The sequence below is a fragment of the Marinobacter sp. 1-3A genome (assembly GCF_016597775.1).
Classification (GTDB): Bacteria; Pseudomonadota; Gammaproteobacteria; order Pseudomonadales; family Oleiphilaceae; genus Marinobacter; species Marinobacter xiaoshiensis.
The window spans coordinates 14,505-41,281 of sequence record NZ_VCGZ01000011.1 but is presented as its reverse complement, the minus strand read 5'-3'; the positions used below and the strand labels follow the sequence as shown (position 1 = coordinate 41,281).

General features: G+C 53.8%; 24 protein-coding genes. 18 read left to right on the top strand and 6 right to left on the bottom strand.

Features of this window, described 5'->3' with window-relative positions; translation table 11 throughout:
- Window positions 1–18: 18 nt before the first annotated feature.
- Entirely contained in the window at window positions 19–1,548 is a 1,530-nt protein-coding gene (locus FE848_RS15795) for a WS/DGAT/MGAT family O-acyltransferase (RefSeq protein WP_200204823.1), read from the bottom strand.
- A 125-nt stretch (window positions 1,549–1,673) separates the two neighbouring features.
- A complete protein-coding gene (locus tag FE848_RS15790; protein ID WP_200204822.1) occupies window positions 1,674–2,585 on the bottom strand; it encodes a LysR substrate-binding domain-containing protein in 912 nt (303 codons plus the stop codon).
- 118 nt (window positions 2,586–2,703) lie between these two features.
- Here FE848_RS15790 and FE848_RS15785 point away from each other — a divergent pair, with 118 nt between their 5' ends.
- Window positions 2,704–3,687 (top strand): glutathione S-transferase family protein, encoded by a 984-nt coding sequence (locus FE848_RS15785; RefSeq protein WP_200204821.1) that lies wholly within the window; start codon window positions 2,704–2,706, stop codon window positions 3,685–3,687.
- A 7-nt stretch (window positions 3,688–3,694) separates the two neighbouring features.
- On the opposite strand, the gene ispB is transcribed toward FE848_RS15785, so the two are convergent.
- On the bottom strand, window positions 3,695–4,663 hold the full coding sequence (gene ispB, locus FE848_RS15780; protein WP_200204820.1) for an octaprenyl diphosphate synthase: 969 nt from the start codon (window positions 4,661–4,663) through the stop codon (window positions 3,695–3,697).
- Between the two features lie 250 nt (window positions 4,664–4,913).
- Between ispB and rplU the strand changes: the two genes are divergently transcribed.
- The 4 genes from rplU (at window position 4,914) to proB (ending at window position 7,996) form a co-directional block, all read left to right on the top strand.
- Window positions 4,914–5,225 (top strand): 50S ribosomal protein L21, encoded by a 312-nt coding sequence (rplU, locus tag FE848_RS15775; RefSeq protein ID WP_071265462.1) that lies wholly within the window; start codon window positions 4,914–4,916, stop codon window positions 5,223–5,225.
- Window positions 5,226–5,260: 35 nt separating this feature from the next.
- Window positions 5,261–5,524, top strand: coding sequence for a 50S ribosomal protein L27 (rpmA, locus tag FE848_RS15770; protein ID WP_200204819.1), 264 nt, complete (start codon window positions 5,261–5,263; stop codon window positions 5,522–5,524).
- Between the two features lie 89 nt (window positions 5,525–5,613).
- Window positions 5,614–6,813, top strand: coding sequence for an Obg family GTPase CgtA (cgtA, locus tag FE848_RS15765; protein WP_200204818.1), 1,200 nt, complete (start codon window positions 5,614–5,616; stop codon window positions 6,811–6,813).
- Window positions 6,814–6,871: 58 nt separating this feature from the next.
- A complete protein-coding gene (gene proB / locus FE848_RS15760) occupies window positions 6,872–7,996 on the top strand; it encodes a glutamate 5-kinase (RefSeq protein WP_200204817.1) in 1,125 nt (374 codons plus the stop codon).
- 85 nt (window positions 7,997–8,081) lie between these two features.
- Here proB and rpsT read toward each other — a convergent pair whose 3' ends face one another.
- Complete coding sequence (rpsT, locus tag FE848_RS15755; RefSeq protein WP_200204816.1) at window positions 8,082–8,351, bottom strand: 30S ribosomal protein S20; 270 nt, start codon at window positions 8,349–8,351, stop codon at window positions 8,082–8,084.
- Between the two features lie 310 nt (window positions 8,352–8,661).
- Between rpsT and murJ the strand changes: the two genes are divergently transcribed.
- From murJ to FE848_RS15690, 13 genes are all read left to right on the top strand, one after another.
- Complete coding sequence (gene murJ, locus FE848_RS15750; RefSeq protein WP_200204929.1) at window positions 8,662–10,242, top strand: murein biosynthesis integral membrane protein MurJ; 1,581 nt, start codon at window positions 8,662–8,664, stop codon at window positions 10,240–10,242.
- Window positions 10,243–10,325: 83 nt separating this feature from the next.
- Window positions 10,326–11,315: a bifunctional riboflavin kinase/FAD synthetase gene (gene ribF / locus FE848_RS15745; protein ID WP_200204815.1), complete on the top strand. Its 990-nt coding sequence runs from the start codon at window positions 10,326–10,328 to the stop codon at window positions 11,313–11,315.
- Complete coding sequence (gene ileS, locus FE848_RS15740) at window positions 11,302–14,121, top strand: isoleucine--tRNA ligase (protein ID WP_200204814.1); 2,820 nt, start codon at window positions 11,302–11,304, stop codon at window positions 14,119–14,121. The genes ribF and ileS overlap by 14 nt, the downstream gene beginning before the upstream one ends.
- Complete coding sequence (lspA, locus tag FE848_RS15735; RefSeq protein ID WP_200204813.1) at window positions 14,121–14,645, top strand: signal peptidase II; 525 nt, start codon at window positions 14,121–14,123, stop codon at window positions 14,643–14,645. The genes ileS and lspA overlap by 1 nt, the downstream gene beginning before the upstream one ends.
- A 5-nt stretch (window positions 14,646–14,650) precedes the next feature.
- On the top strand, window positions 14,651–15,103 hold the full coding sequence (gene fkpB, locus FE848_RS15730) for an FKBP-type peptidyl-prolyl cis-trans isomerase (RefSeq protein WP_200204812.1): 453 nt from the start codon (window positions 14,651–14,653) through the stop codon (window positions 15,101–15,103).
- 2 nt (window positions 15,104–15,105) lie between these two features.
- Complete coding sequence (gene ispH, locus FE848_RS15725) at window positions 15,106–16,059, top strand: 4-hydroxy-3-methylbut-2-enyl diphosphate reductase (RefSeq protein ID WP_200204811.1); 954 nt, start codon at window positions 15,106–15,108, stop codon at window positions 16,057–16,059.
- A gap of 141 nt (window positions 16,060–16,200) precedes the next feature.
- On the top strand, window positions 16,201–16,776 hold the full coding sequence (locus FE848_RS15720; protein WP_200204928.1) for a GspH/FimT family pseudopilin: 576 nt from the start codon (window positions 16,201–16,203) through the stop codon (window positions 16,774–16,776).
- Between the two features lie 37 nt (window positions 16,777–16,813).
- On the top strand, window positions 16,814–17,332 hold the full coding sequence (pilV, locus tag FE848_RS15715) for a type IV pilus modification protein PilV (protein ID WP_200204810.1): 519 nt from the start codon (window positions 16,814–16,816) through the stop codon (window positions 17,330–17,332).
- Window positions 17,333–17,342: 10 nt separating this feature from the next.
- Window positions 17,343–18,413 carry a PilW family protein gene (locus tag FE848_RS15710; RefSeq protein ID WP_200204809.1) on the top strand — a complete coding sequence of 357 codons (1,071 nt, stop codon included), beginning with the start codon at window positions 17,343–17,345 and terminating at the stop codon, window positions 18,411–18,413.
- Between the two features lie 8 nt (window positions 18,414–18,421).
- The gene (locus FE848_RS15705; RefSeq protein WP_200204808.1) at window positions 18,422–19,021 is read left to right on the top strand and encodes a PilX N-terminal domain-containing pilus assembly protein; all 600 of its coding nucleotides are present in this window, start codon (window positions 18,422–18,424) and stop codon (window positions 19,019–19,021) included.
- A gap of 30 nt (window positions 19,022–19,051) precedes the next feature.
- The gene (locus tag FE848_RS15700; protein WP_200204807.1) at window positions 19,052–19,378 is read left to right on the top strand and encodes a hypothetical protein; all 327 of its coding nucleotides are present in this window, start codon (window positions 19,052–19,054) and stop codon (window positions 19,376–19,378) included.
- Window positions 19,379–19,409: 31 nt separating this feature from the next.
- Window positions 19,410–24,209 (top strand): transcriptional regulator, encoded by a 4,800-nt coding sequence (locus FE848_RS15695; RefSeq protein ID WP_200204806.1) that lies wholly within the window; start codon window positions 19,410–19,412, stop codon window positions 24,207–24,209.
- 44 nt (window positions 24,210–24,253) lie between these two features.
- Window positions 24,254–24,673: a type IV pilin protein gene (locus FE848_RS15690; RefSeq protein WP_200204805.1), complete on the top strand. Its 420-nt coding sequence runs from the start codon at window positions 24,254–24,256 to the stop codon at window positions 24,671–24,673.
- A 30-nt stretch (window positions 24,674–24,703) separates the two neighbouring features.
- On the opposite strand, the gene FE848_RS15685 is transcribed toward FE848_RS15690, so the two are convergent.
- Both FE848_RS15685 and FE848_RS15680 read right to left on the bottom strand, forming a co-directional pair.
- Window positions 24,704–25,267, bottom strand: a complete 564-nt coding sequence (locus FE848_RS15685; RefSeq protein ID WP_200204804.1) for a GspH/FimT family pseudopilin — start codon at window positions 25,265–25,267, stop codon at window positions 24,704–24,706.
- 111 nt (window positions 25,268–25,378) lie between these two features.
- Window positions 25,379–26,761, bottom strand: coding sequence for a sigma-54-dependent transcriptional regulator (locus FE848_RS15680; RefSeq protein ID WP_200204803.1), 1,383 nt, complete (start codon window positions 26,759–26,761; stop codon window positions 25,379–25,381).
- Between the last annotated feature and the right edge of the window lie 16 nt (window positions 26,762–26,777).

Here is a 26,777-nt window from a genome sequence, read left to right as displayed (position 1 = left end):
CAGCGTTAATATTGCTCGCTATCGCCTGAAGCGCGCGGTCAGTTTCTGCAGCGCGCCTTCAAGCAGATTCATGGCATCGTCTGCCAGTGTCTGGCTCCGGGATTCTTCGAGCGGGGTGTACATTTCCTCGGGGGCAAGCTTGTTGGCGGCGATTTCTATGGCGTCAAGGCTGTCACAGACATGACTTCGGAGAGACTCTCCATGAGCGACCACATCCGGGCAGATGGTGAAGTTGAGGGTGAGGCTACCTTGATAGCTTACGGCCACAATAACCAGCCCCAAACTGTCGAACAGTGGAGCGGCATTGTACTGTTGAACCAGTCTCGCACCTTGTAAGTAAAGGGGAACCTGTGGCCCGGGCACATTGGTAATGGGCAGGTTGAATACCGGTTGGTAGCGCTGAGCAATCTGTAGTTCCGAATACAGTCGTGCTGACAACGCCAGCATCGTTGAGGGCAATAATTCAGTAAGTCGATCTGCAGCAATGGCCTCCCGGTATGGCTCGGAGGCGACAGCGTTCCAGTGAATCCGGCGAATACGTTGGGCCGGGTTACGCTCATCGGTTGCCAGATCCAGAAGCATGGCAGACATTTGGCTGCCGGTGGCTTTGTTCAATGTACTTGAACGCACGGAGATGGGCGTCATGGCAATCAACGACTCACTAGTGCTTGCACCCTGATCATCCAGGTATCGACGCAGGGTTTCTGCACAAAGCCCCAGCACCACATCATTAAGTGTTACATCCACCAGGGATGCCTTGATTGCTTTCAGGCGAGATAAGTCTACCTTCGCTGAGATTATCTGGCGATTGGCTGTGATCTGGCGGTTGAATGGGCTGTGGGGAGCTGAAAACAGCGGGAATGGCAAAGGTATTTTCCGCAGTTGCTTCTGGATCAGGCCGCGAACTGTTGCCTCTGCCGCACCAACGGCGAGAGACGTCGCGCGCCAGGGGGTTCGCAGCATGTTGACGCCTGCCTGTATAACAACACGCTCTTCTGAAGGTTTCGGCCGTGGTTGCCAGGGGCGTGGCGTACGGATGGGTTGTGGCTCAGGAGTGTATTCCATCAGTTTGCCCATGATTTCAGCACCGCTGAAGGCATCGATGGCTGCATGGTGCAGTTTTACAATGAGAGCGAAGCCGGCCTTGCCTTCTTTATCGTCACCCAAGCGGAAACCGTCCACGAAGGTAATGTGCCAGAGTGGGCGATCACGCTTCAGAGGATCTTCGAGTATCCTGGATGCAAGAGTCATCAGATGTGATTCACGGCTGTTTTCGCCGAGGCTGACATAGGCCAGGTGTCGCTCAATACTGAAATCCGGATCATCTATCCAGTAGGGCCGACCCATGCGCAGCGGGATTTCTTTTAGTAGCTGGCGGAACACCGGGACGACGTGAAGTCGGCTCCGTAGATAGGCAATAAAGGTGCTGAACGCCAGGGGTGTTTCCCGTTCGCTGGCGTCAAACACGTAAATGCTGCCGATGTGCATCGGTGCATTGGCTGATTCCAGGTACAGGAAGGAGGCATCCAGTTCCGATAGCTGCCGCATCAATGAGCTCCGTTCGTTAGTGTGGTTCGCTGCAGTATAAATGAACTGTCTGTTGATGCCGTTGACTCATTTGCCTGCCAGAGTTCTGCTGCGGAGCCATTTCGCCCCATGCCTTGCGCGTACGCTCAGGTGGTGAGCCAGTCTGCTATTGCCGGATCGTCGATCAGCCGGTCCCAAAACCACATCAGGGCCTTACCCTTGTTCTCCGCGTGCCTGGCGGCCTGGAGCGAAACGGATTGCCTCGCCTCTCTCACCTGCTTTTCGATGAGTTCGCCGTTGGCAACCAAGGTGTTCACTCGGGATCTGGGCAGCCAGCCTACGGCGAGGCCTGCTTTCTGCAAGGCGATTTTGTGATCCATGTTGGTGCCGGTCAAGGTGCGCTGTCGGTGGAAGATGCCTGCGTGACCAACGGGAAGAGATCGAGACGAGTCAGCGGCAACGGCAGCGGGAAAGCGTAAGATATCTTCCTCGCTCAGAGGTTCTTCCGCGTTCGCCAGAGGATGGCCGGGTGAGACGACGAAAATGAAATCCATTACTCCAAGGTTTTGACACGTAAAGTTTCCGGCGGGCTTGCTGATGTCGTCGGCTCCCACAACAAGGTCCACCCTGCGGCTTTGAAGCGCATCCCAGGTGCCGGCAAACACTTCTTCAACAATCTGAACATCGACAGGCACGCCCAAGGCGCTGAAGTCTTTGATGGCCGGGAATAGGCACTCCGCTGGCAGTAATGAGTTGAATCCGATCCGCAGCCTGGTTTCCCAGCCTTGCGCGACCTGCCGGGTTGAGTGCGCAAGGTTCTCGGCGGCATCAAGCAGAATGCGGCCTTCCTCGAGTAGGTAAAGGCCTGCAGGCGTGAGCACGGCGCGATGACCACTTCTGTCGAACAGGGTGACGTTCAGGTCTTCCTCGAGCTTTTGCACCGTGTAGCTGATCGCCGATGGCACCCGGAATAGTTCGCCAGCAGCACCGGCGAAGCTGCCTTTGCGGCTGATGGCATCGAGGACTCGCAGGGCGTCTATAGTAATGGCTGTGTGCATGTTCGAATTATCTGAAGTTGTTGGCCAGAATTGGTTGCTTGTGAGGTTAGCAGGCTAGCCGCTATTCTTCTCTGCATATGTTGGCACATAAATTCAGTTTTTTTGAGGGGTATTCATTATGGGTCTTCTTGTTGACGGAAAATGGCAGGACAAGTGGTACGACACCAGTAAAACCGGTGGAAAATTCGAGCGCGAAGCAGCGCGGTTCCGGAACTGGGTAACGGCAGATGGTTCGCCGGGGCCTGACGGTGAAGGTGGTTTCAAAGCCGAGTCCGGGCGCTATCATTTGTATGTGTCTTTGGCTTGCCCCTGGGCCCATCGCACGCTGATTTTCCGGAAGCTGAAAGGTCTTGAAAAGCACATTTCCGTGTCAGTTGTGCACCCGGATATGGTCGAGAATGGCTGGGAATTCCGACCTGGCGATAGTGCGCACAAGGATGATCTGCATGATTTCCGATTTATGCATCAGGTGTATACCAAAGCAGCGCCGGATTATTCGGGACGGGTCACGGTTCCTGCGTTGTGGGATAAGCACCAGAATACCATCGCCAGCAACGAGTCGGCGGAGATTATCCGTATGTTCAACTCGGCGTTTGACGGGCTGGAAGGTGTGAACGCTGATCTGGACTTTTATCCGGAAGCGCTGCGGGCAGACATTGATACGGTGAACGAGCGGGTTTACAACACGGTTAATAATGGTGTGTACAAGGCAGGGTTTGCAACGGCTCAGGATGAGTATGAAAAAGCTTATGTCGAGCTGTTCGAGTCTCTGGACTGGCTGGAAGCGAAGCTGTCGAAGCAGCGGTATCTGACGGGGAATACGATAACAGAAGCGGACTGGCGCCTGTTCACAACCCTGGTTCGGTTTGATGCGGTTTATTACAGCCACTTCAAATGTAATCGTCAGCGCATCAGCGATTTTCCGGCGCTTTCAGGTTATCTGAGGGAGTTGTACCAGGTGCAAGGTGTGGCCGGTACCGTGGATATTGGGCAGATCAAGCAGCACTACTATGTGAGCCAGCGCACTATCAATCCCACACAGGTCGTGCCTGTGGGGCCGCAGTTGGATTTCACCGCACCCCACGGCCGCGACGGTCTGTAAATGGTCTCTAGCTGACTCGCGCTACAGCAACCTGGGCCAATAGCTCCAGGGCGGCTTTGTGGGGTGAGTCAGGAAGAACAGCCAGGGTGTCAGAAGCTTTTGTGGCTTCGGCCCTGGCTCTCTCCATGGTGTACTCCAGTGCGCCGGATCTTTCTACCAGTTCGAGAACCTTTGGCAAATCATCCAACCCACCTTTGCGGATGGCCTGGCGTATGAGCTGGCGGTCTGCTTCGCTGCTGTTCGCCATTGCGTGAATCAGTGGCAGGGTAGTTTTACCTTCCGCCAGGTCATCGCCCACATTTTTGCCCATGGTTTCGGCGTCACCGCGATAATCCAGAACATCGTCCACTAGCTGGAAGGCCAGCCCCAGGTGTTTGCCGTAGTGTTTCAGCGCCTGCTCCTGAGCCTCGCTCGCATTGGCGAGTATGGCGCCGGAGTGTGATGCTGCTTCGAACAGCATGGCGGTTTTGTTGTGAATCACAGTCATGTACTGATCTTCGGTGAGATCCGGGTTTTTCACGTTCATCAGCTGCATTACTTCGCCTTGGGCGATCACGGCTGTGGCGTGCGACAGAATCTCCATAATAGGCAGGCTCTTCAGCTCGACCATCATCTCGAATGCGCGGGCGTAGAGGAAATCACCTACTAATACACTGGGGGCGTTTCCCCAGTTGGCATTTGCTGTGCTGCGGCCCCGGCGCATATCCGATGTATCCACAACATCGTCGTGAAGCAGGGTGGCGGTGTGCAGGAATTCAATCACCACAGCCAGCTTCAAGTGTTCGTCTTTACTGTAACCAGCAGCTCGGCTGGAAAGTAAAACCAGTAAGGGTCTCAACCGCTTACCGCCGCTTTCAATGATGTGCTGGGCTATTTTTTCTACCAGGGGGACATCGGAGGAAAGCCGCTGGATGATCAGGTCATTAACGCGGCTGAAATCGTCTGCCACGGTGTCGTAAATGCGCTGGGCTGTCATGCGGCTTGTGGATCCCTTGCTGATGTCGTGGTTAGATAGCTGTCTGGTGTACTGTTAATACAGGCAGGTTGCGGCAATGCTAGGTATTGCGGCGGTTAGTGTCAACTTGGCTTGTATTGCTGGCTGCCTTTTCGTACAATCACGCGCCCAACTCATCCCAACCTGCGCTCCCTGCTATAGGGTTGCCGAAGCGCTTCCCTTAGAACCAGGTGGATAAGAGCAGGGATGGGTCAATCGCGGAGTAAAGTTAATGTACGCAGTTATTGTTAGCGGTGGTAAACAGCACCGTGTTAAAGAAGGCGAAACGCTGAAGCTGGAAAAGCTGGAAGTGGAAACAGGCGGCAACATCGAGTTTGACCGCGTTCTGCTGATCGCTGATGGCGACAACTTCAAAGTTGGCGCGCCGGTAGTTGATGGTGCCAAAGTGACTGCGGAAGTGGTTAGCCACGGTCGTCACGACAAGATTAACATCATCAAATTCCGTCGTCGTAAGCACTCAATGAAGCGTCAGGGCCACCGTCAGTGGTTCACTGAAGTCAAGATCACGGGTATCCAGGGCTAAGGTCTGGAAAACACCCCTTAATCAGGAGGCTTGTCATGGCTCACAAAAAAGCAGCAGGTAGTACCCGTAACGGTCGCGATTCCGAGTCGAAACGACTTGGTGTCAAGCGCTACGGCGGCGAATCAGTATCTGCAGGCAGCATTATCGTTCGTCAGCGCGGAACCCGTTTCCACGCCGGCACCAATGTTGGCCTGGGCAAAGACCACACGCTGTTTGCGAAAGCAGACGGTCAGGTTGTGTTCGAAGTGAAAGGTCCACAGAACCGCAAGTTCGTAAGTATCGTTCCAGCTGCTGCCTAAGCAGCGGCGATCCGGTTCTGTTGAGCCCCGCGTCTTCCTTGAGGCTGCGGGGCTTTTTAGTTTATGCGCCATGCGCAAAGGGTTGATTCATGAAATTCGTAGACGAAGCCACAATCATCGTTGAAGCCGGTAACGGCGGGAATGGCTGCCTCAGTTTCCGGCGTGAAAAGTACGTTCCCAAGGGCGGCCCTGATGGGGGCGATGGCGGGGATGGTGGCTCCGTGTATCTTGAGGCGAGCGATTCGCTTAACACGCTGGTTGATTATCAGTTTCAGCGCAAGCACAAAGCGCCAGGCGGTGAGCAGGGTTCGGGGCGTAATTGCACCGGAACCAAGGGTGAGGATCTCATACTGCCTGTGCCTGTTGGCACCACAGTGGTTGATGTCGATACCCACGAGGTGCTTGGCGACCTGACTCGCGTAGGTCAGCGCTTGAAGGTGGCTCAGGGTGGTTTTCATGGCCTCGGCAACACTCGGTTCAAGTCATCCATAAACCGTGCGCCCCGCCAAACCTCAAAAGGTTCTGAAGGCGAGCTCAGGAACCTGCGGCTGGAGCTGAAAGTTTTGGCCGATGTGGGTCTTCTAGGGTTGCCCAATGCGGGTAAGTCGACGTTTATACGGTCGGTATCTGCTGCAACGCCCAAGGTGGCAGATTATCCGTTTACCACCCTGGTGCCGAATCTGGGCGTAGTGAGTGTGCAGGCGCATCAGAGTTTTGTTATTGCCGATATCCCCGGTTTGATTGAGGGTGCTGCTGAAGGCGCAGGCCTCGGCGTGCGCTTTTTGAGACACCTGGTGCGCACTCGATTGTTGTTGCACTTGGTGGATGTGGCGCCTTACGACGGTTCATCGCCGGCACATGCGGTAAACGTGATTGCCCACGAACTTGAGAAGTTCAGTGAAACCCTGGCGAGCCGGGATCGATGGCTGGTGTTGAACAAGGTCGATATGGTGCCGGAAGAAGATCGGGAGGCTCATTGTCAGGCGATCGTTGATGAGCTTGGCTGGCAGGGGCCGGTGTTCCGGATTTCAGCGTTAAGTGGTGAGGGCACCAAGCCGCTGACTCAGGCAGTTATGCGTTGGATTGAAGAGCGTGCTGAGGAAGAGGCAGAGAATCCTGAGGTTGCTGAGCAGGAAGCGGCAAGGCGTCGGAGGATGGACGAAGAAGCACGGGCTGGCGTAGAGGAAGAGCGGCGTGCTCGTCGGGCTGCTCGCGAGGCCGCTGGCGATGATGATGACTTTGACGACGATGATGATTACGACGTTGAAGTGGTGTATGTGAAGGATTAGATTTCGGCTTTTTGATGTCTGAGTTATCCCGTTTGACCGAGAGAGACAAGCCAGTATCATGACGCAACGCACCCAGCTGCAGCAGGCTCGCCGCCTGGTGGTTAAAATTGGAAGTGCCCTTCTGACCAATGACGGCCAGGGCCTGGATGTGGAGGCATTAGGTCTTTGGGTAGACCAGATGGCAGCATTGGTCCGCGAGGGCGTTGAGTTGGTCGTGGTTTCTTCCGGGTCAGTGGCGGAGGGGATGAGTCGGTTGGGCTGGAAAAAACGCCCGGAACAGCTGCATGAACTGCAGGCGGCTGCGGCTGTTGGCCAGATGGGGTTGGTGCAAACCTGGGAGGCACAGTTCAAGCGCCACGGTATTCACACCGCCCAGATCCTGTTGACCCATGATGACCTCTCCGATCGCAAGCGCTATTTGAATGGCCGTAGCACACTCAGGGCCTTGCTGGATTTTGGTGTTGTGCCCATCGTAAATGAAAACGACACAGTGGTTACCGACGAAATCCGTTTTGGCGATAACGATACTTTGGGTGCGCTGGTCACGAACGTGGTTGAGGCCGACGGCCTGATTATCCTCACCGATCAGCTGGGGTTGTTCGACAAAGACCCCCGCAAGAACCCGGATGCCGTTATGGTAACCGAGCGGTTTGCCGGAGATCGCGCCCTGGATGCTATGGCAGGCGGCGGTGCTGGTGAGCTTGGCCGCGGAGGAATGTTGACCAAGTTGCGCGCTGCGCGCCTGGCGGCACGCTCCGGAGCTTTCACAGTGATTGTCGGTGGTCGTATTGAATCCGTGCTTACCCGCCTGCGGCAAGGTGATGTATACGGCACCTTGTTGCTCCCGGAACAGGGCCGTATTGCGGCACGCAAGCAGTGGCTGGCAAGCCATCTGCAAACTCGAGGAAAGCTAACGCTGGATGATGGGGCAGTAAAGGTGCTTCGCCAAGGTGGTCGCAGTTTGTTGCCGGTTGGAGTGAAAGGCGTTGTTGGACGGTTCCGGCGTGGCGAGATGGTGTCTTGTGTCGGAGAGGATGGCGCTGAAGTTGCGCGTGGCTTGGTGAATTACGATGCGGATGAGGCCGTGGCGATAGCGGGCCGTTCCAGTAATAGCATCTCTGATATTCTGGGGTATATCTCAGAAGAGGAGATGATTCATCGGGATAACATGATCATTATCTGAAGCTATAGAATCTGAATCAAAAAAAACCGGCTCATGAGCCGGTTTTTTTTGATTCACAGTAAGAGCGTTCAAGCGTTAGACGCTATCAGGCGCTCTTCAGGGCCTTGATCTTGGAGACCATGCGGCTCTTCTGGCGGGCAACTTTGTTCTTGGTAAAGATGCCTTTGTTGATCATGCTATCCATGATCGGTTGGGCGGCCTGGAAAGCAGCCTGAGCTTCTTCATAGTTGCCAGCTTCGATCTTGGCCTGAACTTTTTTCATGTAAGTGCGGGTCATGGAACGCAGGCTGGCATTGTGCTTGCGGTTCTTCTCGTTCTGACGTGCGCGCTTTTTGGCTTGCGGGGAATTTGCCACCGTAAAACTCCTGAAAGTACTTAAATTCGTTACTGAATGATTCGTACGGGAAACTCTGGGCAAAATACCATCCAGAGGGACCCTGAAATCGCGGGCGCGCCCATAACCAGCGCGTCGAAATAAATGACGCGGAACTATGCCGCTCAAACCCGGAAATGTCAATACCAAACCCCGTCAGGGTGACAGATAGTCCCCCGGTATAAAAGGCCTGTGCTAAACTCGCGGCTCGCCGGATAAGGGTATGGCGGGGAAGCAGGTAATTCCCGAGACACCCGACCGAAAACAATGCATAACCCGGATACGAACCCGCATGTCGTCGCAACCCTCAATCCCGCCTGAAAACAAGCCGCCGGTTAAAGCGCCCGGGCTGCTGCGCTCGTCTGGTCTGGTCGGCGTTATGACCATGCTTTCCAGGGTTCTGGGGCTGGTTCGGGATATGGTCATTGCGCGCTATTTTGGTGCGGGCGCGGGGGCTGATGCTTTTTTTGTAGCCTTCAAAATCCCTAACTTTCTGCGCCGGCTTTTCGCCGAGGGTGCGTTTTCTCAGGCGTTTGTGCCGGTGTTGTCATCCTATCGCGAGAATCAGTCGGCCTCGGATGTAAAACAATTGGTGGATGCGGTTGCGGGCTCGCTGGGGTTGGTTCTGCTGGGTATCACGCTGGTGGCCATGCTGGGCGCGCCGCTTCTGACTGCGGTATTTGCCCCGGGGTTTCTTGGTGATGACGTAAAGTTCGCGCTGACCAGCGACATGCTGCGCATCACCTTTCCTTATTTGCTGATGATTTCCCTGACGGCTTTTGCTGGCGGCATTCTCAACAGCTACGATCGTTTCGCAGTGCCTGCCTTTACGCCAGTGCTGCTAAATCTCGCGATGATTGGTGCCGCTGTTTACCTTACTCCCTTGATGAGCGAGCCAGTTATGGCTCTGGCCTGGGGTGTGTTTATTGCAGGTGCTTTGCAGCTGTTTTTCCAGCTGCCATTCCTGATGCGCCTTGGGCTTCTGCCTCGGCCTCGGGTTGATTACAGACATGAAGGCGTCAGCCGTATTCTCAAACTTATGGTGCCGGCGTTGTTTGGTGTATCGGTCAGCCAGATCAACCTGTTGCTCGACACGGTTCTGGCGTCTTTTCTGCAAACCGGGAGTGTATCCTGGCTGTATTATTCAGACCGGCTTTCCGAGTTGCCTTTGGGTGTATTTGGCATTGCCATCGCTACGGTTATTTTGCCGAGTTTATCCCGCAAACACGCCGCTGCCTCGACTGACCAGTTCTCCGCCACTCTGGACTGGGCCGTTCGTGCGGTGTTGATTATCGGGGTGCCTGCCGCGCTTGCGCTTGCGTTGCTGGCAGAGCCTCTCATTGCAACGTTATTCCACTATGGTGAGGTGACCGACAGGGATGTGGCTATGTCGGCCCAGAGTTTGAGAGCCTATTCTGCAGGGCTGCTGGCCTTTATGGTGATAAAGGTGCTTGCTCCGGGCTTTTTTGCGCGTCTGGACACCCGCACGCCGGTGAAGATTGGCATTATTGCCATGGTTGCCAATATGATCTTCAATCTGGCACTTATTGTTCCTCTGGCCCACGCTGGCCTGGCGCTGGCTACGTCACTTTCGGCCTGGCTTAACGCGGTTTTGCTTTGGCAGGGCCTCAAGCGCCAGGGTGCATGGAAAAGCCAGCCAGGCTGGGGCAAATATCTCCTGCAGATAAGCCTGGCTAATGCTGCCATGGTCGCGGTTATCCTTTGGCTGAACTACCCCGTTATGCGCTGGCTGTCGGCAGATGGTATCGAGCGTTCTCTGTATATGGGTGTAATAGTCGTGGCGAGTGCCGGTGCCTACTTCACTGTTCTGGCGCTAACCGGGGTGCGGGTAAGACATTTTCGCCAGAGGTAAGGTATAATCGCGCGTTTTCTCACCAGCGCTTTGCGCATAGATTGAGCGCGGAAAGCCACTTGGCAAATGAAGGTTCGCATTGCATGCGTCTGATCCGGGGCCTGACCAACCTGAAAATGCTTTCAAGGCAAGCGGATTCCCCGCTGGCACAAGGCTGTGTTGCCACAATTGGCAACTTTGATGGTGTTCATCTGGGCCATCAAACCATTATCGACCAGGTAAAAAACAAGGCAAAGGCGTTGAGCCTGCCTTCGGTCGTAATGATATTCGAGCCTCAGCCACGGGAATTCTTTCAGGGAATGGAAGCGCCTCCCCGGTTAATGGGGTTTCGGCAAAAGTTTGAAGCCCTGCGTGCGGCGGGTATAGATATCGTACTTTGCCTGAGGTTTGATGGAACCTTTCGCAGCTATTCCGGCATGGGTTTCATCGACGACGTGCTTATTGGTGGCCTTGCGGTGCGCCACCTTGTTGTCGGCGATGATTTTCGCTTTGGCTGTGACAGGGCCGGGGACTTCGCACTTCTGGAGAAGGTGGGTAAAACGGCCGGGTTTTCAGTGGAGAATACCCGTACTGTAACCGTTGCCGGCGAACGCATAAGCAGCACCCGAATCCGTAACCTGCTACTGGCGAACCAGCTGGAAAAAGCCGAGGCTTTGCTGGGGCGCCGTTACCATATTCAGGGCCGGGTGGTTTACGGCCGTCAGCTGGGCCGACAAATTGGCTCGCCCACGGCAAATATCCTGCTCTATCAGATGCCTGCGTTGCGCGGTGTGTATGTGGTCGACGTTACGCTTGAAAACGGAACCAAGCAGGATGGCGTTGCCAACATTGGCCTGCGCCCAACCGTGGATGGTAAGCAGCCGGCCCTGGAAGTGCACCTGTTTGACTTTACTGGCACACTTTACGGCCAGCGAATTGATGTTGTTTTCCGCCATGGACTGCGGGATGAAGAAAAATTTGATTCGATAGATGCGCTCAAAGCGCAGATTGCCAGAGATTTCGACGCTGCCAGAGCGTGGCTGGCCAAACCAACTGACCTGAAGAGTACGCACACAAACCATGAGCGACTATAAGCACACTCTGAATCTGCCGGAAACCGCGTTTCCCATGCGTGGTAACCTGGCCAATCGCGAGCCTGAAATGCTCAAGCGGTGGCAGGATCTGAACGTATACGCCAATCTGCGCAAGCAGCGCGAAGGGCGTGACAAGTTCATCCTTCATGATGGCCCTCCTTACGCCAACGGCAGCATTCACATTGGTCACGCGGTCAACAAGATTCTGAAAGACATGATCGTCAAATCCCGCGGTTTCATGGGCTTTGATGCGCCCTATGTGCCGGGTTGGGATTGCCACGGTCTGCCGATTGAGCACAAGGTTGAACAGGAAATCGGCAAAGCCGGTGTGAAGGTCGACCACAAAACCTTCCGCCAGGCCTGCCGCGATTACGCCACCAAGCAGATTGCCGGCCAGAAAGCCGACTTTATCCGCCTTGGCATCATGGGTGAGTGGGATAAGCCCTACCTCACCATGGATCCGAAAGTGGAAGCCGGCATTGTGCGTGCGCTGGGCAAGATCGTCGCCAAGGGGCATGTGGTTCGTGGCTTCAAACCGGTTTACTGGAGTGTGGTGGGTCAGTCCGCGCTGGCAGAAGCCGAAGTGGAGTACCAGGACAAAACCTCAACCCAGATTGATGTGCGCTTTACCGCCGTCGACCAAGCCAAAGCCCTGTCGCTTTTTGCAACGGACAAAGGCGAAGGTGATGTGTCCGTGGTGATCTGGACCACCACACCCTGGACTATTCCGGCTAACCAAGCGGTGTCTCTCAATGCAGATCTGGACTATGCACTGGTGCAGGTTGACGCAGGCAACGGCCCCGAGCGGATGATTCTGGCTTCCGCCATGGTCGAAGGCATCATGGCACGCTGGGAAATCGAAAAATACGAAGTGCTGGGCCACTGCCTCGGTTCGAACCTTGAACACCTGGCTCTACATCACCCGATCTACGACAAGCAGGTGCCTGCGATTCTGGGAGACCACGTCTCGATCGAGGCCGGTACCGGAGCCGTGCATACGGCACCTGATCACGGCATGGAAGACTTCGTGGTTGGCAAAGCCTATGGCATCGGCACGCTGAGCATGGTTCAGGCCGACGGTACCTACACCAGTGCGACTGGCGAGTTTGCAGGTATTCATGTTTATAAGGCCGATGAGCCCGTCTGCGACGCACTAGCGCGTGAAGGCAAGCTGGTGCGGAAGGAAAAATTCCGTCACAGCTTCCCCCACTGCTGGCGCACCAAAACACCACTGATCTACCGCGCCACGCCGCAGTGGTTTATCAGCATGGAGAAAGAAAACCTCCGCGCAGATGCGCTGGAAGCCATCAAGGGTGTGCGCTGGGTTCCGGCTTGGGGCCAAAACCGTATTGAGGGTATGTTCCAGCAGTCTCCGGACTGGTGCATTTCACGCCAGCGCACCTGGGGCGTGCCAATCACCCTGTTTATCCATAAGGAAACACAGGAGTTGCACCCGGACACCCAAAACCTGATCGAAAAAGTGGCTCAGGCTATCGAAACCGGCGGCATTGATGCCTGGTATGAGATCGATGCCCGCGATCTGCTGGGTGATGAGGCGGATCACTACGAAAAAGTGACGGACACGCTGGATGTGTGGTTCGATTCCGGTGTGACCCACGACTCCGTCCTGCGCGTGCGCCCGGAGTTGGGCCAGTTCCCGGCCGATATGTATCTGGAAGGTTCGGATCAGCATCGCGGCTGGTTCCAGTCATCATTGAAGACCTCTATCGCCATGAATGGTGTTGCACCCTATAAGCAGGTGCTGACCCACGGTTTCACGGTGGATGGCAAAGGCCTGAAGATGTCCAAGTCAATGGGCAACGTGATCGCGCCTCAGGAAGTTATGAACGAGTTGGGTGCCGACATTCTGCGCTTGTGGGTTTCAGCAACTGACTACAGCGGCGAAATGACGGTGTCCAAGGATATCCTGAGGCAAACAGCCGACGGATATCGCCGTATTCGCAACACTTCGCGCTTCCTGCTGAGCAACCTCACCGGCTTTGATCCCAAACAGCACATGGTTGCGCCGGAGGATATGATTGCTCTGGATCGCTGGATGGTGGATCGTGCCCTGCAACTGCAGAACGAACTGCATGAGGACTACCAGAACTACGCCTTCCTGCGGATCTACCAGAAGGTGTACAGCTTCTGTGAAGCCACACTGGGTGGGTTTTACCTGGATATCATTAAAGATCGCCAGTACACCACACAGGCAGACAGCCTGGCCCGACGCTCCTGCCAGACGGCGCTGTATCACGTTGCCGAAGCATTGGTGCGCTGGATCGCCCCCATCCTGAGCTTCACTGCCGATGAAATCTGGCAGCACCTGCCAGGTGAGCGCGGCGATACCGTGTTCTACGAAACCTGGTATGAAGGCCTCACAGCGTTACCTGAAGATGCCGAGTTGGGTCGTGACTACTGGCGCCGGATCTTCGGTATCAAGGAAGCCGTAAACAAGTGCATGGAAGAAGCGCGGGCTCGGGGTGAAATCAAAGGCTCTCTGAGCGCTGAGGTGACTCTGTATTGTGAAGGCGATCTGGCTGCTGACCTGGAGTTCCTGGGCGAAGAGCTGCGCTTTGTGCTGATTACCTCTGAAGCCGCCGTAAGGCCGGTGTCGGAAGCCGAGGGTGCTGAGATGACGAGCTACGAAGGCCTGCGCGTAAAGGTAACTCCGGCTTCCCATGCCAAGTGTGAGCGCTGCTGGCACCACCGGGAAGATGTGGGTAGCCATGACGAGCACAAAGACCTGTGTGGTCGCTGCATCACTAACGTGAGTGGAACGGGCGAAACCCGCTCGTTTGCTTGATGGATGCGGCAATGAGCGAGCAGATAACCGGAACCAAGCTCAAGTGGCTCTGGCTGGCAGTGTTGGTGATCGCACTTGATCTCGGCACCAAGGCCATGGCCACGGCCATGCTGACTTATGGCAACCCGGTACCGGTTGTTCCCATGTTCAACCTGACGTTGCTGCACAACACCGGAGCGGCGTTCAGCTTTCTCGCAGGTGCCGCTGGCTGGCAGCGCTGGTTCTTTGTGACTCTGGCGCTGGTTGTCAGTGTGGTGTTGGTAGGTTGGTTGAGAAACCTGCAGCGCCATGAAACCTGGACCGCCATCGCCATCGTTTTGATACTGGGCGGTGCGCTTGGCAACGTGTACGATCGGGTAGTGCACGGCTACGTGGTCGACTTCCTGCATTTCTATTGGCAGGACTGGCACTTTCCCGCATTTAATCTGGCTGACACCGCCATTACCATAGGTGCTGCCATGATGATTCTTGATATGTTTCGCAAGCCCGCTGATTCCGGCACGCCTGCGAACGGGAGTGAATAAAGCCCATGAAAGAACTGCCTGTAGATAAAGGTACCCGCGTAACCCTGCACTTCGCGCTCAAGTTCGAAAGTGGCGAAGTGATTGATACCACCTTCGACAAAGATCCGGCTTCTCTGGAAATCGGAGATGAAAATCTGCCTGAGAACTTTGAAGCCTACCTGATGGGCATGAAAGCCGGCGACAAGGCCAGTTACCAGGTGCCGCCAGAAAAGGCGTTTGGTCAGCGCAATCCGAATAACGTACAAACCTTCAAACGACACGAGTTCAGCGCCGATATGGTGCTGGAGCCGGGGGTGATGATCTCCTTTGCCGACGCGCGCCAACAGGAACTGCCTGGTGTTGTCAGCCGTGTGGAGGGCGACGAAGTGGAGGTGGACTTCAATCACCCGCTATCGGGGCGTACACTGACCTTCGATGTGGAAGTAATTGACGTAGAACCGGCAGGGCAGGCGCACTGACTATGCAGATAAGATTGGCAAACCCCCGTGGCTTTTGTGCAGGCGTAGACCGCGCCATCGAGATCGTAAATCGCGCCCTCGATGTGTTCGGTGCGCCTATTTACGTTCGCCATGAGGTGGTACACAACAAGTTTGTGGTCAATAACCTCCGCAACCGCGGTGCCATCTTTGTGGACGAGCTGGACGAAGTGCCAGACGACAAACTGGTCATCTTCAGTGCCCACGGCGTATCCCAGGCCGTGCAGAACGAAGCAGCGCGCCGGGGCCTCAAAGTGTTCGACGCAACTTGCCCGCTGGTCACCAAAGTACACATGGAAGTAATGCGCTACAGCCGCGACGGCCGCGAGTGCGTGCTCATCGGCCACCACGGTCACCCGGAAGTCGAAGGCACCATGGGCCAGTACGATCACAGTACCGGCGGCGATATCTACCTGGTGGAGAACGAAGAAGACGTATCAAAGCTGGAAGTAAAAGACCCGGCCCACGTCTCCTACGTTACCCAGACAACCCTCTCCATGGACGATACCGCCCGCGTCATCGACGCCCTGCGTGAAAGATTCCCGCTGATCGAAGGCCCGCGCAAAGACGACATCTGCTACGCCACCCAGAACCGCCAGGATGCTGTAAAGCAATTGGCTGGCGACTGCGACCTGATGTTGGTAGTTGGCTCGCCCAACAGTTCCAACTCCAACCGCTTGCGCGAGCTGGCGGAACGCATGGGTACACCGGCCTATTTGATCGACGAAGCCTCCCAGATTGATCCGCAATGGCTGGAAGGCAAAGAATCTGTTGGCGTGACTGCCGGGGCTTCTGCTCCGGAAGTACTGGTAAATGACGTGATCAACCGCCTGCGGGATCTTGGTGGTGATGTGCCGGAGGAGATCGCTGGACGTGAGGAGAATATTGTTTTCTCCATGCCTAAGGAGTTGCGGATTGATGTGGTTGAGGTCAACTGACCTCAACCGAATTTGAACAGCTTCACATATTTCCCTTCCCTAATACCGCTCATCTCTTAAGAAGCTCCGTTTGTCGCCAGAAACTGGCGGCTTTGGTTAACGTTGGTTAACCTTCTCAGTACGTGATAATGGACTCGGGATATGACAGCTATTACCAAGCTTAAGAACACTAATGGGTTTACCCTCATTGAACTCGTCGTCACTATTTCCATACTGGCAATTTTGATCACAGTTGCAGTGCCCAGCTTTATATCGTCCATAGAAAGCAATCGCATTAGTTCCTACCTGCAGGAAGTGTCGGGCGCGGTGCGTTATACCCGTTCCGAGGCTATAAAGAGCAATAGGACCGCTACGATCTGCGCCAGTTCGAACCAGACCAGCTGCGCAGGCAGCTGGAATCAGGGTTGGATTATTTTCGATGATCTGAATGGCGATGGTAGCAGGGCCGGTTCTGAACCGCTCTTGCGCGTGAAAGATGCATTCGAGCCAGGCTATGCAATCACCTGGAGTGGCACGAATTCTGGGTTTGTCAGGTTTGACGGGCGCGGCTACACGGTCAGCCAACAGGGGACCTTCAAGGTCTGCGGCAAGCAGAAACGAGCCAGTGATGCCCGTGCCTTGATTATTCAGAATTCAGGGAGTCTGAGGCTTGCAGCGGATACGAACTCAGATGGTATTCGGGAAGAAGGTCAGGGCAATAACCTGAGCTGTCCGTGAAGCCAGAAACGGCCCAACAAATGTAGAGTAGTTTGGCATGAAACATAGAAAACAACGGGGTATAAAAGGCGTAGCTGGCGTCGGACTCATTGAGGTGTTGGTCTCACTGTTGGTTTTGTCGGTTGGCATTCTGGGGATTGTAGGCTTGCAGACTCGTGCATTGCAGCTGAATCAGGGCGTGCTCTATCAGTCGCGAGCAAATGTTCTTGCATACGACATCATGGACCGGATGAGAAGCAATCAGTCCCAGATTGATAATTACCAGATTGGACTTACTGACCCAAAGCCAGCCTACACAAATTGCCAGCTGTCAACTGCCAACTGCTCGCCGGCTCAAATGACCGATTTTGACTTGGGTTCCTGGCGTGACGAAGTTGAAAACGTGTTGCCGTCAGGCACAAGTTCAATTGTCAGGACAGGCGGAGCTCAGCCGTCTTTTATCGTGACTCTTCAGTTCGATAGTTCGCGAGTTGAATCGGCGAGTGCAGCGGGCCAGGAAAAACTCGCGGCCGGTGAATCAATTATCCAGCAAGTTTCTTTCCGAACTGCGTTTTGAGGATTTTGTAATGAAAACAGTATCGAGACAGCAGACGGGCCTGAGCTTGATCGAGTTGATGATCTCTATCACCTTAGGGTTGCTACTGGTTCTTGGTGCGATCCAGGTATTTTTGTCCTCCAAGAACACATACTCCTATAACGAAGAAATCGGTTGGATGCAGGAAAACGCTCGCTTTGCAATGGATCAAGTGAAGCGGGACATTCGTATGGCCGGTTATTGGGGCTGCGCTGCAGATGGAAACTTTGTTGACACCTTGAATCCGGTAGGTTCCGGAAGTGGTTGGCAGCTTGACTTCAGTAGGGCTGTGCGTGGTTGGGATGGAGACGACGGTACTTACCCGACCCCAGAGTTTCCCAATCTGGGGGCGGTGGTTGTTGCAAGTGGGGGCACGGTTCCCGATAGCGATTTGCTTACGGTCCGACGGGCCGATGATTCTTCCGGACAGTACAGCGTTACGGGGCACAACACCAATTCGGCGGTGATCGACGTCGACGGTACTCACCATTTTGCTAAAGGCGACATTCTGGTGGTGACGGACTGCAGTAATACTGCCGTGATGCAACAAACTGGAAACGGAACAAACAAAGTCAATCACAATCCGGGCGGTTCAGTGAGTCCTGGGAATTGTACCAAATACCTTGGGCCGGCGCGTTGCGTGTCAGGCTCCTCCAATGCCTACCAGTATTTGCCAGGTAGCGGCGCTTACGTAATGCGCGCGCAAGCCTACGCCTATTATGTGGACACTGCGCCTAATGGAGTCCCCTCGCTTTATAGGCGGGAATTGGCCAGCGGGTCAGCCGCAACGGTCAGCAATGAGCTGGTTCAGGGGATTGAAAATGTTCAGGTTTTCTATGGTGAAGACCTGAGCGGAAATGGGGCTCCAGAGCGATATGTAGATGCCAGTGATGTAGGCGACTGGGATAGGGTCACGGTAGTAAGGCTGTATATGCTGGTGCGGTCGTTGGTGGAGGTAGCCCTTGAGCCCCAGCAGTTCAGGTTCGCAGGCGCAACCTATACGCCATCAGACAGGTTTCTGCGGCAGCAGTTTGTATCAACGATCAAAATTCGTAATAAGTGAGTGATGCCATGATGAAGGCACAGAGCGGAAATACTTTGTTGGTCAGCCTTTTGTTACTGCTCATTCTGACTCTTGTAGCTGTTGGGTCTATTGAGGGTGTATCCCTGGGGCAGAAAATGGCGTCCAATTATGAAAATCGTGGCAAGGCCTTTCAGGCTGCAGAAGCAGTGCTGGCAGAGGGAGAAAGAGCTGCTGACCTTTTGAGCCAAGGTTTTGATGAGGCTCACTTTGCCTCAGGATGTTCAGGTGACGACTGTTTTACTGCCGCGTGTAACAAAGGCAAGTGCTTCAGCGGAACATACTCCGCAGGGAATCTCTGTACTCTGGATAACACCGCAGCTGGCCCCGCCACACTGGATGCAACCTGGGCTTCAAATGCCTTGTCTACGGCATCCACGCAAAACTTTCCCGATCTGTCTGTGGCGCCAAGGTACATTATTGAATTTCGGTGTTTTGTTGTTGCGGATCCATTAGCTGCCGGCACGCCCAGTGTGCCGCCACCCTACGATGCTGATTGGGCATATATGTATCGCATCAGCAGTCTCGCTGTGGGTGCAAACGGTGGTGCACGAGTGTTACTTCAGTCCACGTACAAAGTTATTCAATAATCTTGCAGGTTGATTTAAAGGAGAACAGGCATGACCTATCTGAAACTGTTTAAGCGAGTCACCCTCTGTTCGGTTCTAGTGGTTTTATGTGCTGGCATGGCCATGCCAGCCAGTGCCGTGACAGTAACATCCCAGATCGATGCCGCGCCGTCGACTTCTGGTGAGCGTTACCTACGCGGTGAATTTATACGACTAACTGAGGGCCGGAAACTGGTCACCTCGGTGGGTACGTTTGATATCCCCGCCAACGCTGAAGTGATTGATCACAGAGAGAAAAGTGATGAAGTGCCAGCCAGCGCTGTTCAGGTTGTTCTTAAATTCAGGAATGATTACCTGATCGAAGTCACGATTTATTAAGTCTGGGATGCACAGCGTCTCTGGAGGCCATATGTCTTATTTTAAGCGGGTTCAAACCGCCAGCACACATTTATTTCTGTTCCTGATTTCGGCAGTTAGTCTTCTGCTGTTGTCGGGGTACTCCTACGGCGAGGACGCCTCCAGTTTTGTGGCGGTGCCGCCCCTGATTAATGCGACCGCATCCGGGGATAAACCTAACATCATGATTGTTCTTGATAACTCGAACAGTATGGATGAGGCGCCCTCGGGACAAGCAGTAGGAAGCGCTAACGCAGGCAGTAAGTCGGAGATTGCCAGGAATGCTGTTAAAAATATCATTAATAGCTTTGGTGACCGCAGCCGTCTGGGGCTTATGGCATATAGACAGTCGGGAGTTTCGAGTCGGCGTCTTCATGATGCCCAATACGATGCCAGCTTTGACCCGAGCAACTATGACCCTAACTTTACTGGGGATCGAGCCTCGAAAACGAAGAAATATCGGGTGATTAACCCGACGGACCCAAATAACTATATTTATTATAACGTCGCTTTACCTTTATATTCGACAAGCAATTTACAGACTACATTTTGTTATTCCAGTTCAGCTGACTTTGATAATGGCTCCGAAAACGCAGGCACTGGACCTTGGGACACCTACAAATGCTATCGAACTAAAACAGGCATAAGCGACAATCCTAACAGCGGATTTAGTGGCTACTGGCTAAACACTCAGTTTACGCCAACTGATAGTGATTATGCCCAGAATATTCTTGATTTTGGCACCTATCTCAATTGGCAGTATGTAGGCCGGACTTGGTATTCAAATACGTCACCAGGGCAAGGTTACTTGCACGTAGCGATTGACGATGTCGATGCAACACATAAGAGTGCGCTTCTGAATAAACTGGGGACCTCACAATTCACGACAACTACGGATACCCCCTTGCGTAACGCTGGGCTTACGCCCATAGCCGGGACGTTGGAAAGCGCCAGTAAGTACTTTGGTGGTACCTTGCCGAGCTCGAATGCTGCTTCAGGGGTGGATAGGGCTATGCCTCCAGCCAACCTATGCGGCGTGCAGAATTTCGTGGTGATGGTGACGGATGGTTTGCCATCAGTAGACAAGAATGGCAACACGATTACTGATACTGCAGCGGCTATCCAGGCGTCGGCTGATGAAGCCGCTGTTTTGCTGAGTCAGGGCATCCGCACCTACGTGGTTGGTTTTGCTCTGCCGTCGGGTGTTGACGGGACTCTACTGGATAAAATTGCCGAAGCGGGTGGTACAAAGAAAACACTGCTGGCGAACGACTCGGTCACACTGAACAATGCCCTTGGAGGAATCTTCCTTGATATCTTCAATCGCACGTCCAGTTCCTCTGCAGCTGCAGTGCTTGCCAATAACGCCCGTGGCGAGGGTGCTGTGTTTCAAGCACTTTATAGCCCTTCGGTTCAGGACTCCAGCGGCGCGGAGGTAACCTGGACGGGCAGTCTATTTGGCCTGTTTATAGATGAGCTGGGCCTCCTCCGGGAGGATACCAATGGAAATGCCAAGCTGGATGGTTACAACGTTGACAGGACGGCCAACTATATTTACGACGCTGTTGAAAACAAAACCAAAGTTGAGCTGTTTACAACAGCGGACGCGACAACCCCGCCGGATATCGAAAACGATACCCCGGTTGCAACCGTGGCGCTTAACGACATCAAACCTCTCTGGCAAGCGCGTGATCAACTTAGTGCTATTTCCGACCCGGTCACTCAGCGCAGCTACAACACCTCCGCCGCAAATGGCCGGTACATCCTTACATCTATCGACGGTATCAATACGCTGGATTTCAAGCCGCTTCCCAGTGGCGATCTTGTAGCGCTGACCAATGCGGAGCAGCAAGCGAAGACTGCTCTGGACACTGCAAGGGCAGATTTCAGCGTCGCTCAGGCCCAATATAACGGAGCCGAAAACAGCGTGGCGGACCAACAAATTATTGTGGCAAATGCCGAAGGTACGTTGGTGGTTCGCGAAAACAATGTTGTTGCGAGAACGGATGATCTGGCTCAAGCAAGTGCAAACACAGGAACAGCAAAGACTGCTTATGAGAATACGCTGAGTGGCTATTCCGCCAACGAACTCGGTTTTTATAACGACTCGTTAGATGCAACAAATGACTTTTTTAGTAATGTAGCGGCGTACAATGCACAGAAAACGCAGTCAGATGCTTCTTTTGATACTTACGTTGGGGTCTTGCTTGCCGAGGGTGGCCAGCCCACTGATACTGATGTACAGGCAGCAAAGACTGCTTATGAGGCAGCTCTGAGCGCTCTTGAACTACGCATTTCCTCAGGTGTTGTAGATGGCCTGAATACTTACCAGTCTAAAGAAAGCGACTTCTACTCAGAATCTGCCGATACGATTGGTGACTGCATCCAAACGGATCTTTACCGTGGAACTGCCTGCGAGTCTTTGTATGAGGCCGAAAAGTTGGGCGTAGAAAATGCGCTTACAAACGTAAACATTCATGCTGACCAAGTCATGCTCAAGCGTAATGACGTGAAAGTTGCTCGGGATGCCTATGTGAATGCGCTGCTTAGTTCTGGAGCTGACGCAGCCAAGCTGACAGTGCAAGACGCCAGGAATGACTATATAGGTAAGATGTCAAGCAGTGATGCCCGCGCAGCCAGTACTTTTGATTTCTACAACGCCGGCAGTGCAGCTGCAGAGTTCAAGGCTGAATCCGATAAATTTCGAGGCCTCGTGCAGGGTGTAGTAGGCACGTACCTTGACTACCAGGTTCGTCAAGACAGCGAAGCTGCTGCCCAAAACGCTTTGAATAATGCTGTTGCAGAGCGCGCTCAGGCTGTCGCGGATATTGCGAGTGAAAAGCAAGTCCTGGATCTTAATAAAATTGATAGGGACACGGCTTCTAGCACGCTGTCTAACAGGGCTGCGACGTTAGCCGCCGCCGAGGCAACCTATAGAGAAGCATTCAACAGCACGTTCCTGAATTACCTCGATACGAGTAGTGGTACGACAGCCAATAACGTGGTGCGCTTTATTCGCGGTGAAGAGGGAATTAGCGGATTCCGGAATCGAACCATTGATTATAATGGCGACGGTACTTCGGAAGTTTGGCGCTTGGGAGATATCGTGAACTCTACCCCGGCCCTTGTAGCCAGTCCGGACAGTGGGTATGACGTGCAATACGGCGACGATACTTACGCAGAGTTCCGTGAGAAATACAAAAATCGCCGCAATGTTGTATATGTTGGTGGTAACGATGGGATGCTGCACGCGTTTAACGCCGGTTTCTGGAATGGTTCTGACCGAAGCTTTCAGACCACCAATTCGTTCACAGGCGCTTCGGGCACCGCTGTTGCTCACCCTCTGGGCTCCGAGCTGTGGGCATACATCCCCAAGCCTGCACTGCCGCACCTCCAGTGGCTGACTAATCCCAGCTATGCACATACATACTATGTCGACGGCCAGCCTCTGACGTTTGATGCAAAAATTTTCCCCGACGATGCGACACATCCAGGTGGCTGGGGTACGGTGCTGGTAGTGGGCATGGGGCTTGGCGGCGGCACCACGCAGGTTGATTCCGATGCGGATGGTGTGGATGATCAGACCCTTCGGTCGTCCTATATCCTTCTAGACATAACAGATCCTGAGCAACCGCCGGCACTCCTCGCAGAGATCACTCACCCTGACCTAGCGTTTACTACAGGTACTCCTGCGTTGTTCAAACAGAGAGTGAGAGGAACAAGTTTCAGCTCGCCCACCCAGGACAACTGGTATCTGGTGTTCGGCTCTGGTCCAACGGATATTACGAAAGTGACTAGTGATCAGCCAGCAAGGATCTATGTTTATGATCTTGAAGCTAAATCGTTTAAGTCGGGCTATCCGAGAGTAATGGCTGGATACCCAAATAGCTTTGTTGGCGATGTGGGTGTTGTCGACTGGGATGACAATTACTTGGACGATACGGCTTACTTTGGCATTACTTCCGGTGATCCTGCATCCTCTTCATCTGGCGCCGTTGGGCGACTGCGGTTAAGTAGCAATGGCACGGGAACAATCAGCACGCTGTTGACTACTGGCCGCCCGGTAGGTGCAAAGCCTCATTTGACGAAGGATGGTCAGGGGCGTCATTGGGTATATTTTGGCACTGGTCGCCTGCTTTCTGCTGCGGATAACGTGACCAAAGCTCAGAATCGATTTTACGGGCTTTATGAGCCGGTGGATTCCTCTGGAAACGAGACTAGTGCAGAGGTAAGTCTTGCCAGCCTATTTGATATAACAGACGTTGTGGTAAAGGACACTGGAGCGGTGTCTAAGGGCGGCAGTGCCGTTGCCATGCCAGATTCGACAAGTGTTGATACTTTCAACAAGCTCAAATACGAGCTGCCACGCCAAAGGCAAGGGTGGTATCGAAACCTTGAGAATGACGGTACACACCCAACGGAACGGAATGTAAGCAGGGCCGACTCTATTCGTTCAGTCCTGTTTTATACAACCTATAAGCCTTCTACCAATCAATGCACGCCGGAGGGTACAAGCCGTCTGTTCGGTGTTGACTTCCAGACAGGGGTCGCACCACCTTTCAATGTGTTTTCTCCACAGAGCAGTAGTCTGGCACCTACGGATCAAGTAGTTCCGTCTTCTATACTGCTGGGGCAGGGCTTAGCCTCCGCGCCGACTATTGTCAGTAACAGATCCGGAGGAAGGCTGCAGAATAGTGATGACAGCATTGTGACCATCGTCACGCAAAGTTCGACAGGCCAGCTTCAGTTAACGGAGGCTAAAGTAGGGGCGACAACGAGTTCGCGCCAGTCCTGGCGAGAAATTACCAAGTAAGAGCAAGAGCGGGGCATGTTGCCCCGCCTACTCAGGAGATTCGAATGATCAATAGACGTCGTGGGTTCACGCTCATCGAGCTTATGATCGCGATTGCTGTCGTTGGTATCATCGCTGCAATTGCATTGCCGAGCTATATGGGCACAGTCCGTAAGACCCAGCGTTCAGATGCAAAGGTGGCTCTTTCAGAGGCGGCGGCCCGCCAAGAACAGTTCTTTGCAGAGAACAACTCCTATGCAACGAACGCTGATAGGGACGTTCTGGTAACCAACAGTGATGGCAAAAGTTCACCAGAGGGGCACTATGAATTGTCGGTTGACAACTCAGCGTGTTCGGGCCCACCTTTCATGTGCTTTTCGATCACAGCGACTGCTGTTGGTGGGCAAGCAGCAGATACAGACTGCGCTACATTTACCATAGATAACATTGGTCGAAAAACAGCCACGAGCAGTGACTGCTGGTAGCGTTCGGAAGCGGTGCTACGAAGTTTGGAGTTAACACTCAACAGGCGCTCCGTTGCTGCGCTCGGCGATACCGTCGCCATTCAGGTCTACGCTTGTTCGGACCCTGCCTGATAGGTTTATAACGATTTGCTTAGATGAGTAAAGAGCATTGCCCGTGTTGCAGATAGAGAGGTTGCCCATACTCCCATGAGATGCCCCGAGACCATCGAACTGGAAGTAGCTTTTTTGCAGGGGGGCGACCGACAGGATGACATTCCTGGTTGTCGGAAGTACCCGGATCAGACGGGTGTCGCCTGTCAGCATTCTTTGGTTTTTCGGGTCGAGGAACAGGGTGATTGGGTGGTCATTCCAGTTTTTTACGCATTGGTTTTGTTCGTTGAGCGGGCACACAGTTGCCAAAGAGCCTTCGTTGACTGCGGTGCTTCTGGCCAAGTGTAGCAATGACAGAAGGTCACGGGTCTTTCTCTGGGTTTTGTTTTTAGCTAGGCTACCCTGGAAATCGGGTAGAGCACTGGTGACAAGTATAGAAATGAGTGTGAGCGATATCGCCAGTTCTAGAAGTGAAAGCCCCATTTGTTTTGGGAATACAGGCATGTGTGACCTCCGTGTCACTTGATGTGATAAAACAAATAACCCAAGCTGATCCGTAGCTGGGTTGCTGCCGGGAATTTTACAAATTATTTATACTTTAAAGCAAATAGCTGCTCACTCCATCCCCAACTTCTTCAACCTATACCTCAACGCCCGAAAACTGATCCCCAGTTTCTTCGCAGCCGCCGTCTTATTCCAACGGGTCGCTTCTAACGCCTTCTCAATAGCCTGGCGCTCAATGGATTCAAGATAGCCCTCCAGGTCAATATCCCCATCCGGCACTAATGTCGGGCAAGCCTCGGAGATAGCCGTGCGGGTAGTGTGTTCTGATCCGTCTGCGCCCGCGCCACTGCCCAGATGCAGGTCCGAAGCACTGATACGGTCCGCATCGCAGAGCGTGAAGGCCCGTTCAAGAATGTTTTCCAGTTCCCGCACGTTGCCGGGGAAGTCATGCTCTTTCAGTCGATCTATGGCGTCCTGGGTGAGGGTAGCTGCATCACATTCGTATTCCCGCGCGATGCGCTCAAGAATGTGGTTTGCCAGTAATTCAATATCATCTTTGCGGTCCCGCAATGGGGGCACTGCCAGCTCAATCACGTTGATACGGTAAAACAGATCCTGTCGAAAGGTTCCTTCCTGAACAAGTTCCGCCAGGTTTTGGTGGGTCGCGCTCAGCAATCGTATGTCGACGGGCAGTTCTTTGGTATCACCTACCGGTCGCACGGCTTTTTCCTGAATGGCGCGCAGCAGTTTTACTTGCATCGCCAAGGGTAAGTCGGCCACTTCATCCAGAAACAGCGTGCCACCGTTTGCAGAGCGAAAGAGCCCGTCCTTGTTATCAACGGCGCCTGTAAAACTGCCTTTTTTATGCCCAAAAAATTCACTTTCCATCAGCTCGGAAGGAATGGCCCCACAGTTAACGGCTATAAAAGGGCCGTCGCTGCGCGGGCCCTGTAAGTGAATCATACGGGCCACGAGTTCTTTACCGCTGCCGGATTCACCGTTGATAAACACCGGTGCCTGGCTTCTGGCGAGTTTGCGAGTCTGGTTCCTGAGTTTCTTTATCTGCGAGGAGTTGCCAAGCAGAAGCCCCGGCTCATCCGAAACATCGTCAGCGTCTGGCTCGGTTTTGGTAAGTTTAAGTGCGCTGTTTACCAGTTCTCTGAGTCTCGACAACTCAACCGGCTTGGAAACGAAATCGAATGCACCAGCCTTGAGCGACTCGATGGCTGTATCCATGCTGCCATAGGCCGTGATGACGGCTACCGGTGTGGCTGGCTTATGTTTCTGGATCCATTGCACCAGTTCTATACCGTTACCATCTGGCAGGTTCATGTCTGTCAGGCAAAGCTGGGGGTTGTGGGTTTCCAGCAATTTGAGTGCGCTGGTAATATCTGGAGCAGTCAGGGTTTCTATACCCATGCGGGTAAGGGTAATCTCAAGAAGATCTCGGATATCCGGTTCATCATCAACAATCAGCGCGGTATAAGTGGTCATCTTGTCGTGCTCGTTC